The organism is Microcoleus sp. K5-D4 (genome assembly GCF_036704575.1).
Classification (GTDB): domain Bacteria; phylum Cyanobacteriota; class Cyanobacteriia; order Cyanobacteriales; family Microcoleaceae; genus Microcoleus.
Map to the genome: position 1 here is coordinate 1 of NZ_JAUBSD010000157.1, position 7,848 is coordinate 7,848.

At 44.2% G+C, this 7,848-nt stretch carries 9 protein-coding genes; 4 read left to right on the forward strand and 5 right to left on the reverse strand.

All coding sequences use genetic code 11. The features are described from left to right. The 5 genes from QUA77_RS28265 to QUA77_RS28285 form a co-directional block, all read right to left on the reverse strand. Nucleotides 1-511 (reverse strand): ISAs1 family transposase (locus QUA77_RS28265; protein WP_333453909.1); only part of this gene is annotated, 511 nt, incomplete at its 3' end. A 133-nt stretch (nt 512-644) separates the two neighbouring features. After that, on the reverse strand, nt 645-1,523 hold the full coding sequence (locus QUA77_RS28270; RefSeq protein ID WP_333453911.1) for a phospholipase D-like domain-containing protein: 879 nt from the start codon (nt 1,521-1,523) through the stop codon (nt 645-647). A 58-nt stretch (nt 1,524-1,581) separates the two neighbouring features. After that, on the reverse strand, nt 1,582-1,944 hold the full coding sequence (locus tag QUA77_RS28275; RefSeq protein WP_333040586.1) for a transcriptional regulator: 363 nt from the start codon (nt 1,942-1,944) through the stop codon (nt 1,582-1,584). Continuing rightward, nucleotides 1,928-2,275, reverse strand: coding sequence for a type II toxin-antitoxin system RelE/ParE family toxin (locus tag QUA77_RS28280; protein ID WP_006633661.1), 348 nt, complete (start codon nt 2,273-2,275; stop codon nt 1,928-1,930). Before QUA77_RS28280 ends, QUA77_RS28275 begins: the two co-directional genes overlap by 17 nt. 81 nt (nt 2,276-2,356) lie before the next feature. After that, nucleotides 2,357-2,491: a hypothetical protein gene (locus tag QUA77_RS28285; protein WP_333453913.1), complete on the reverse strand. Its 135-nt coding sequence runs from the start codon at nt 2,489-2,491 to the stop codon at nt 2,357-2,359. A 56-nt stretch (nt 2,492-2,547) separates the two neighbouring features. Here QUA77_RS28285 and typA point away from each other — a divergent pair, with 56 nt between their 5' ends. The 4 genes from typA to QUA77_RS28305 all read left to right on the forward strand — a co-directional run bounded on the left by typA (nt 2,548) and on the right by QUA77_RS28305 (nt 7,668). Continuing rightward, entirely contained in the window at nt 2,548-4,338 is a 1,791-nt protein-coding gene (gene typA, locus QUA77_RS28290; protein ID WP_333041979.1) for a translational GTPase TypA, read from the forward strand. 610 nt (nt 4,339-4,948) lie between these two features. Then, on the forward strand, nt 4,949-5,821 hold the full coding sequence (locus tag QUA77_RS28295; protein ID WP_333029965.1) for a ParA family protein: 873 nt from the start codon (nt 4,949-4,951) through the stop codon (nt 5,819-5,821). Further along, nucleotides 5,818-6,264 (forward strand): hypothetical protein, encoded by a 447-nt coding sequence (locus QUA77_RS28300; RefSeq protein ID WP_333081900.1) that lies wholly within the window; start codon nt 5,818-5,820, stop codon nt 6,262-6,264. The genes QUA77_RS28295 and QUA77_RS28300 overlap by 4 nt, the downstream gene beginning before the upstream one ends. 135 nt (nt 6,265-6,399) lie before the next feature. Further along, nucleotides 6,400-7,668, forward strand: a complete 1,269-nt coding sequence (locus QUA77_RS28305; RefSeq protein WP_333453915.1) for a DPP IV N-terminal domain-containing protein — start codon at nt 6,400-6,402, stop codon at nt 7,666-7,668. The last annotated feature ends 180 nt before the right edge of the window (nt 7,669-7,848 follow it).

Here is a 7,848-nt window from a genome sequence, read left to right on the forward strand (position 1 = left end):
GTCCCAAGACTAGACGTTGCTCACTCGACCAGGCACTAATGAGATGGAGTGCTGATTTCCCTTGATTTCGGTCATATGAACCCCTAATTGTCTTCCCATCTATGGGGATTATTTCTCCTCCCATCTTGGTGACAAGGGTTTCTACCCATTGAAGAAAACAACGATTCAATTCTTCTGGGTTAATGAACTCGAATACCCGACGAAAGGTGTCATCCGAGGGAATACCGTGAGGTAATGCCAAAAACTTTTCTAACCACTGCTTTTTGCTAATGCCATAATTTTCCATGTCTTCCCATCCTTGCGCTCCAGCAATTACTGCTAAAATCGCAATTACTAAGATATCTGTGAGTTGATGTTTCTTAGTTCTCTCTACTCTGGGATCTTTGATCTCTGGGAAGTGGTGAACTAAACTTTTTTGAATACACCCGATATCTGCCACTTCTGTTAGTTTTATCTCAGAATGAGAATTTTTCTGAGCATCGGCATTTTTCTTGTTAAAGCCTTGAGACATATAGGGTATTTTTTGAGATTTTCAACTACAGTATTACTGTCATCTCACTGATCTGTGTTAGGAGTCAAGTATGCTGCCTACACAGTCTCTTATGCTTATTTTGTTAACTTTGTCAAGTTCATATTATACCAAATTAGATGAGCTTACCCTGCTCCTCACCGCTATCCTCTAAAGCAATATCTTCACCATCCGCTGCTAATCCTTCCAAATAATCAGCTCGATCGATGGAATCCGAACTCGCTAAAAACCGCCTTTCTATCTCCTCCTCATTTAATACTTCGCTGCTGTCAAATCTCTCAATTAATTGCTTGACAATTTGGCAGTCATTCGTGCGAATCCCCACTTCTTTTTCTGCACTTTCATCGCTGTTAGTCAGAAAATTATAGCTACCCAACATGGCAAAACTAGAATCACAGACTAAAAAGTTTTCGTGAGTTCCCAATAAAGAGAGACAAAATTGATCGGGATATTCGCTTGCTAATTCTTGCAAATCTGCCAAAGCATTGTAGCGCCATCCCTTGCCGATATTTTGCCTGTCTCCCAGATAACCCCACCCAATATTTATCAAACATCCTCGGTTCAAACACTCTCTAAATTTTTGCAGCAATTCATCATTAATGCTGTTACAATTGAGCCAAGGGCAAACAATAATCAGCCGCTCTTGAGCTAGTGATAAAGCTTCCATCAAGACAGCGCGACTGTTGGGACGATCGCATACTAACTGATACTGAAAGTCTGACTTTTGCTTTTCTGTCTCGGTGTCAAGCTCGATCGGTCGATCGGCAATGACAGACATATCGCCATTTCCCAAATCACACGGCTGTTGCAGGGACGCAATTTCAGCAGTCAAACTTTCTAGCATTTGCGGTTCAGGGCGATCGTTAAATCGCTGTTCCTGTGCCTCTAACTGCCTCTTAAGTTTGGCTAGATATTTTTTCAGAATAACTTGCTCTTCTTCAAGCTGCAATACTCTCGTGGCTATTGATACTAAATCTAGTTCGGTTTCTGACATAGTGCTCCCCTAAAATCAAAAAAACTTAAAAAGCCATGTTTGAGAAATTGGCCCCTCATCAAACATTACCCACTTCCGCCAATTCAGCACCACCAACAGAATCTTTCTCTTCCCCTTTATCCCCTTCATCAACCGCAACAGATAACTTCAATCCCAGAGCTTTCAGCCAACTTGCCAAAGCATAAATTGTCCCACTTCCTTCTCCCGACAACAAAATATCTAATTTTTCCAAATGCAATTTAGCATCCTCTGCAGACATATTTGGTTCGCCAAGAGCCTCAAATACATTGCTAAGTCCGAGTTCCAGCAAACCAGGTTCAGGCTCTTCGTCTTCCAAATGCGCTGTTAGATAAGCCGCAGCGTGTATTTTATCCTTGAGCGCTTCTATCAGATAGCCCTGGTAACTATCGCTCGTTGGCATTTTCGCGTTCTCCATATTCTTTCCAATACTCCTTAGCTTTGCGGATATCTTGTTCTTGAGTGCTTTTATCCCCACCGCAGAGAAGAAGAACTATTGTTGACCCCAATTGTCCGAAGTACACGCGATACCCCGGCCCAAAATCAATTTTTAATTCGCAGACTCCTTCCCCAACAGACTTGCTGTTTCCTAAATTCCCTAAGCGAACTCGGTCAAGCCTTTGCTCAATTTTAACTACCGCATTCAAATCTCGCAGGGAACTAAGCCACTCTGCGAAAGGATTTCTACCGTCTGGGGTAATATAACGTCTAATTTCCCTCGGTTGTACTTCCATAAAGTCGATCGTACTTGCACCCTCATCTTAATACGGGCGATCGTCCCCTATCCAAGCTTCTTCACCTGGGCCAACTCAAAATTACCGATCGAAAGAAACTCTGCCGTCAGGCGTGGTGTAACGCTCCATTTCTCTCGGTTGCGCTTCCATAATCTTGATTCTACCGACGATCGCACTCCAATCTGGCAGTCGCGCCCGATCGCCCCTTGACTTCATGCGCTACAATTATTAAGAAATCTTTAGTTAGATCCGTTTAACGCTCCAGACGCATTATGAGTCTTCCCATTCGCAACGTCGCCATCATTGCTCACGTCGATCACGGCAAAACCACCCTTGTGGACGCTCTCCTCAGACAGTCCGGGATCTTCCGCGAAGGGGAAGAAATCCCAGATTGCGTCATGGACTCCAACGACATCGAGCGCGAACGTGGCATTACCATCCTTTCCAAAAACACCGCCGTCAGGTACGGAGAAACCCTGATCAACATCGTCGATACCCCCGGACACGCGGACTTCGGCGGGGAAGTCGAACGAGTTCTCGGCATGGTTGACGGCTGTCTGCTGATCGTAGACGCCAACGAAGGCCCGATGCCGCAAACGCGGTTCGTGCTCAAAAAAGCCCTAGAAAAAGGACTGCGCCCGATCGTCTTTGTGAATAAGATCGATCGCGAGCGAGCCGACCCCCACAAAGCCGTCGATAAAGTTTTGGATCTGTTCCTCGAACTAGGTGCTGACGACGATCAGTGCGAATTTCCCTATCTCTTCGGTTCCGGCTTAAGCGGTTACGCCAAAAAACACCTCGAAGACGAAGGGGTCGATATGAAGCCCCTCTTTGAAGAAATTCTCGACCACGTACCACCCCCCGTAGGCGACCCCAACAAGCCACTACAACTGCAAGTAACCACCTTAGATTACTCAGAATACGTCGGTCGTATCGTCATCGGCCGCATCCACAACGGCACGATTAGAATCGGTCAACAAGCAGTCTTAATCACCGAAAGCGGCGCGATTGTCAAATCAAAAATTACCAAATTGATGGGCTTTGAAGGCCTGAAGCGGATTGATATCCCAGAATCTTCTGCTGGTAATCTTGTCGCCGTTGCTGGTTTTGCTGATGCGTATATTGGCGAGACAATTACCTGTCCCAACGACCCGCAAGCACTGCCTTTAATCAAAGTAGACGAACCAACTTTGCAGATGACTTTCTCTGTGAACGATTCGCCGTTCTGCGGTCAAGAAGGTAGTTTAGTAACATCGCGTCAAATTCGCGATCGGCTAATGCGAGAACTCCAAACCAACGTCGCCTTGCGCGTCGAAGAAACCGAATCTCCCGACAAATTCCTCGTATCCGGCCGCGGCGAACTCCACCTCGGAATCCTGATCGAAAATATGCGTCGCGAAGGATACGAATTCCAAGTATCCCAGCCGCAAGTAATCTACCGCGAAATCGGCGGTCGTCCCTGCGAACCCTTTGAATGTTTGGTGTTAGACGTACCCGAAGAAGCAGTCGGCGGCTGCATCGAACGCCTCGGTCAGCGGAAAGCAGAAATGCAAGATATGCACGTCAGCAGCACCGGTCGCACCCAAATCGAATTTTCAGTCCCCGCTCGCGGTTTGATTGGATTCCGAGGCGAGTTTATGCGCTTGACTCGCGGCGCTGGAATTATGAACCACAGCTTCCTCGACTATCGCCCCCTCGGTGGAGAAATTATCGCCCGTCGCAACGGAGTATTGATTTCCTTTGAAGAAGGAATTGCAACTACTTATTCACTGAAAAATGCTGAAGACCGTGGCGTATTTTTCATTACCCCCGGAACCAAGGTTTACAGAGGGATGATTATCGGAGAAAACAACCGAGATGAAGACATGGAGCTGAATATTTGCAAGTCGAAGCAGTTGACAAACCACCGCGCATCTGGCGGTGAAGAATTGGCGCAATTGCAAGCACCAGTTGATATGAGTTTGGAACGCGCTTTGGAGTACATCGGCCAGGATGAATTGGTGGAAGTAACACCAAAATCAATTCGCTTGCGGAAGGTGTCTAAGAAGTTGGTCAAACGCTAAAACAACTTGTAGGGTGCTCTTCGGCGCACCTTACTGGTGAAACGCTAAAAAAACTTGTAAGGTGCTCTTCGGCGCACCTTACTTTCTATCGACCGTAAAAACCTGCCAGAACTTAAAAAAGTATATATTAAGTACATGGACAGAAATATTTACACAGATATAATTTTGTAAGGCTCACAGGAAGAGAATTTCAGATTCTATTTTGTGTAATTAATTCTGTCCAACTACTTATTTAATTGTGATTTGGTTATTTTACTTAATTTTACGCTTGAAAGCTGATATTTATCGGTAGGTATTTCCCCCAAATTTAAACACCATGCAAATAAGGTTCTCAGAGAAGCACAAGTATTCGGATTAGATAAAACCTTTTCAACATTAAGTCGATCGAGAATTGGGTCGCGGTGTTCCTTTTCATTAAATCTAGAATATATCTGTTTTAGTTTACCTTTTGGATGGCTAATAATTTGATTTTTTTATTATTTATTTCTATATCATAGCCTGCTTTTCATGTCAATTGGCATATCGGGCTGCTCAGGTGCGATCGCGCGATCGACTAACCGCCACAATATGTTTTAATTTATATTTGAGCAAAATCCAAACAAAGCCAGCCATGAGTCCTAAATCAATAGCCGTAATCAACTTCAAAGGCGGTGTCGGAAAGACTACCGTCACTTGGAGTCTGGGAAATATTATATCCCAAGGAACAGACTTAGAAGTCTTGATGTTAGACTTAGATCCGCAAATGTCGCTCACAGAGGCGATCGGACTTAACGAAAATACAGGTCATTTAGATGACAAGTTTGGTAAGTGGTACGAAAAATCTCTCAAGCATAGACTTACAATTTACGACGCTCTAGAAGTCTTTAAAAAAGCTGGACAGAATTTTAAATTTCCCGTTGGTTTCGATACCATTTATCAGATTGACGAACAATTGCATTTTGTCCCTTCTGTTGAAGAATTGTATTGGTTGGATATCGATGGATTTGAGGGGAAAAGTGTTAAAGACTTCATCCGCAGATTCATCGGTAAAATCGCCAACTCTGCCAATCTCCCCAAATACGATTTGATGCTTTTTGACTGTTCGCCTTCCTTCAGTCTCCTCACCTACAGCGTACTCTCTTGCTGCGACTTAATATTAATTCCCGTCAATCCCGATTATTTTGGTTCTAGGGGATTGAGTTTAGTTTTAAACTCGCTCCAGAAACGGATTGAGCCTTATCCGTTTCCTAAGATAGCAGTCTTTATGAATAAAGCTAAAACCTATGGAGGATTGCTGACAAATGAAGTTCAGTTTTACATGAGAGAAGTAAAGAGACTTTGCGATGAGATATCAAAAGATAATAACATAGAAGTTAGATTTTTAGAATCTACAATTCGGGAAAGCGTCGGGCTAAAACGGGCGATAAATGAGGGAGAACTGCCGCGAGAATTAGTTAGAGAATTTGAAAAACTATGGCGCGAGTGTGAGGAGTATCTGAAATGAGTAAAAAAGAAATTTTGGCTGCTTCCGAACAAGAAAACGGGGGTTTAGTTGAGGAAATTGGCGAACTTAAGGAAATCTTGCGGGACGTTGCTCGAAAATTAACCAGGCTTGAAACTCAAGTCAAGCGGGGAGTGATTTCTGCTGGCTCAAAAACTTCGGATATTCCCAAGGGTGCTGATGTTAATAAACCTGTTAATTTATCGGCGGCTAATGTTCTAGAAGTTTATGAAGAACTGCGTTTACAAGCTAAGAAGGGTAATGAAGAAGAGGTGAGGCAAAAATTGTTGGCCATGAGTGCAAGTGACTTGAACTTGATGTGTTGCGAGTTAGGGATGCCACCCAGCAGCAAGAATCCGTCGCGCAAAAAAATGTTCGAGCTAATTATTGGCAGAATTAAACAGAGTTTGAGGCTATCGAGACATATCGACAGACAAACACTTTGAATCGGGCATTGCGAATTGGGCATTGGTAATAGCTTGGAGTTAGAATTTGCCATATCCCCGCAGGACTTTAAGAAGTCGGAGATATGAGGACTGAAGACTGTGAAAATTTAAAAGTAAGGAGATGATATTGACAAAATGCTTTTGAATAAATTATTGCGACTTAGTTCGATCGCCCTCATCTCCCTAACACTCTTAATCAGCTTGTTTTTGAGCCTTCACAGCCCTCCCCCAACCGCAGCCCAAAAACCAAGGATACTAGCGTTTACCGCCCTCCAGATGCGCGGCAGCGAGACCAGATCCAATTTATTTGCGGTCAATGCTGACGGTTCCTCCCGCCGCGAACTTGCACCCAATATAGATGTTAGCCCTCCCCTAGTTTGGTCGCCCAACGGCCAGCGACTCGCTTTTGTTAGCGGATATACTGACATCTATACAGTCAATGCTGACGGTTCTCAACTAACTAAACAGTTTGCTGGGGATGCTTGCAAAGCAGCTAATTTTGAAATAGCTTGGTTTTCCAACAGCCAGAAACTTCTTTTTGCCCGTTCTTGCGACGGTTTTACCTCTGATACTCCCGGCAGTCAATCACTTTATACAAGCGACACTTCTGGCATCCTAGCAACTAAATTAGTTAGGAATTTGGAAGTAGGAGGGGAGCCACCTAAAACCGAAATTTCCTCAGAATTTTACCTTTCGCCGGACGGCCAGCAGGTAGCATTTGTCAAGGATAGAAATATCTACAAAATGAATGCCGACGGTTCGGAAATGACCAAACTAACTAACAGTCCCGGCGAATATGTATCCGGCGGAAGTGAACTTGTTTGGTCGCCCGATCGCACAAAAATTGCTTTCCTGTTCGGCGCGTATCCGAAACAGCAAATTTACACAATTAATGCCGACGGAACCAACATCAAGAATTTGACCAACAACCCGCAAAATGAGGTTTACAACGTCAAACTATTTTGGTCGCCCGACAGCAACCGCATTGCTTACTATTACAATAAACCTGGCGATTCATCAGGCGAACAGCAAGATATCTACCTGCTCGACATTAACCGGGGGACAGCCAACAACCTCACCCAAAAACCCAGAAACTACGGCGAACTTTCGTGGTCGCCTGATGGCAAATTTATTACTTTCGTCGCTGGAGAGTTCAACAATCAAAAACTCTACACAATCAATGCTGACGGAAAGCAGCTAAATCAACTAGCTACCCGGCTAAAACCGTCGGGAATTTCAGAATTAGCTTTGTCTAGTGACAGCCAGCAAATTGCTTTTATATTTAACGAAATCCAAGGAGACAAAAGCAACTTGTATGTAATTAATCGGGACGGTTCGGCATTGACTAAATTGACAAACGACCAGGATTTGAATGCTAGCCATCCGGTTTGGCAACCGCAGTAAAGTTAAGAGCCACAATATGCTGTAGGGGTTGATTTTAGCACAGATAAACCCAGAACGGTGGGCTATCTTTGCACCGCCTTGGAGCGAAAGCGGGTTACTGAACAACCCACATTCCGCAGGTCTTTAAATAGAATTGATGGTGATAAAATTTAAAAATTCAAGCCTGAAGTGATTACCCAG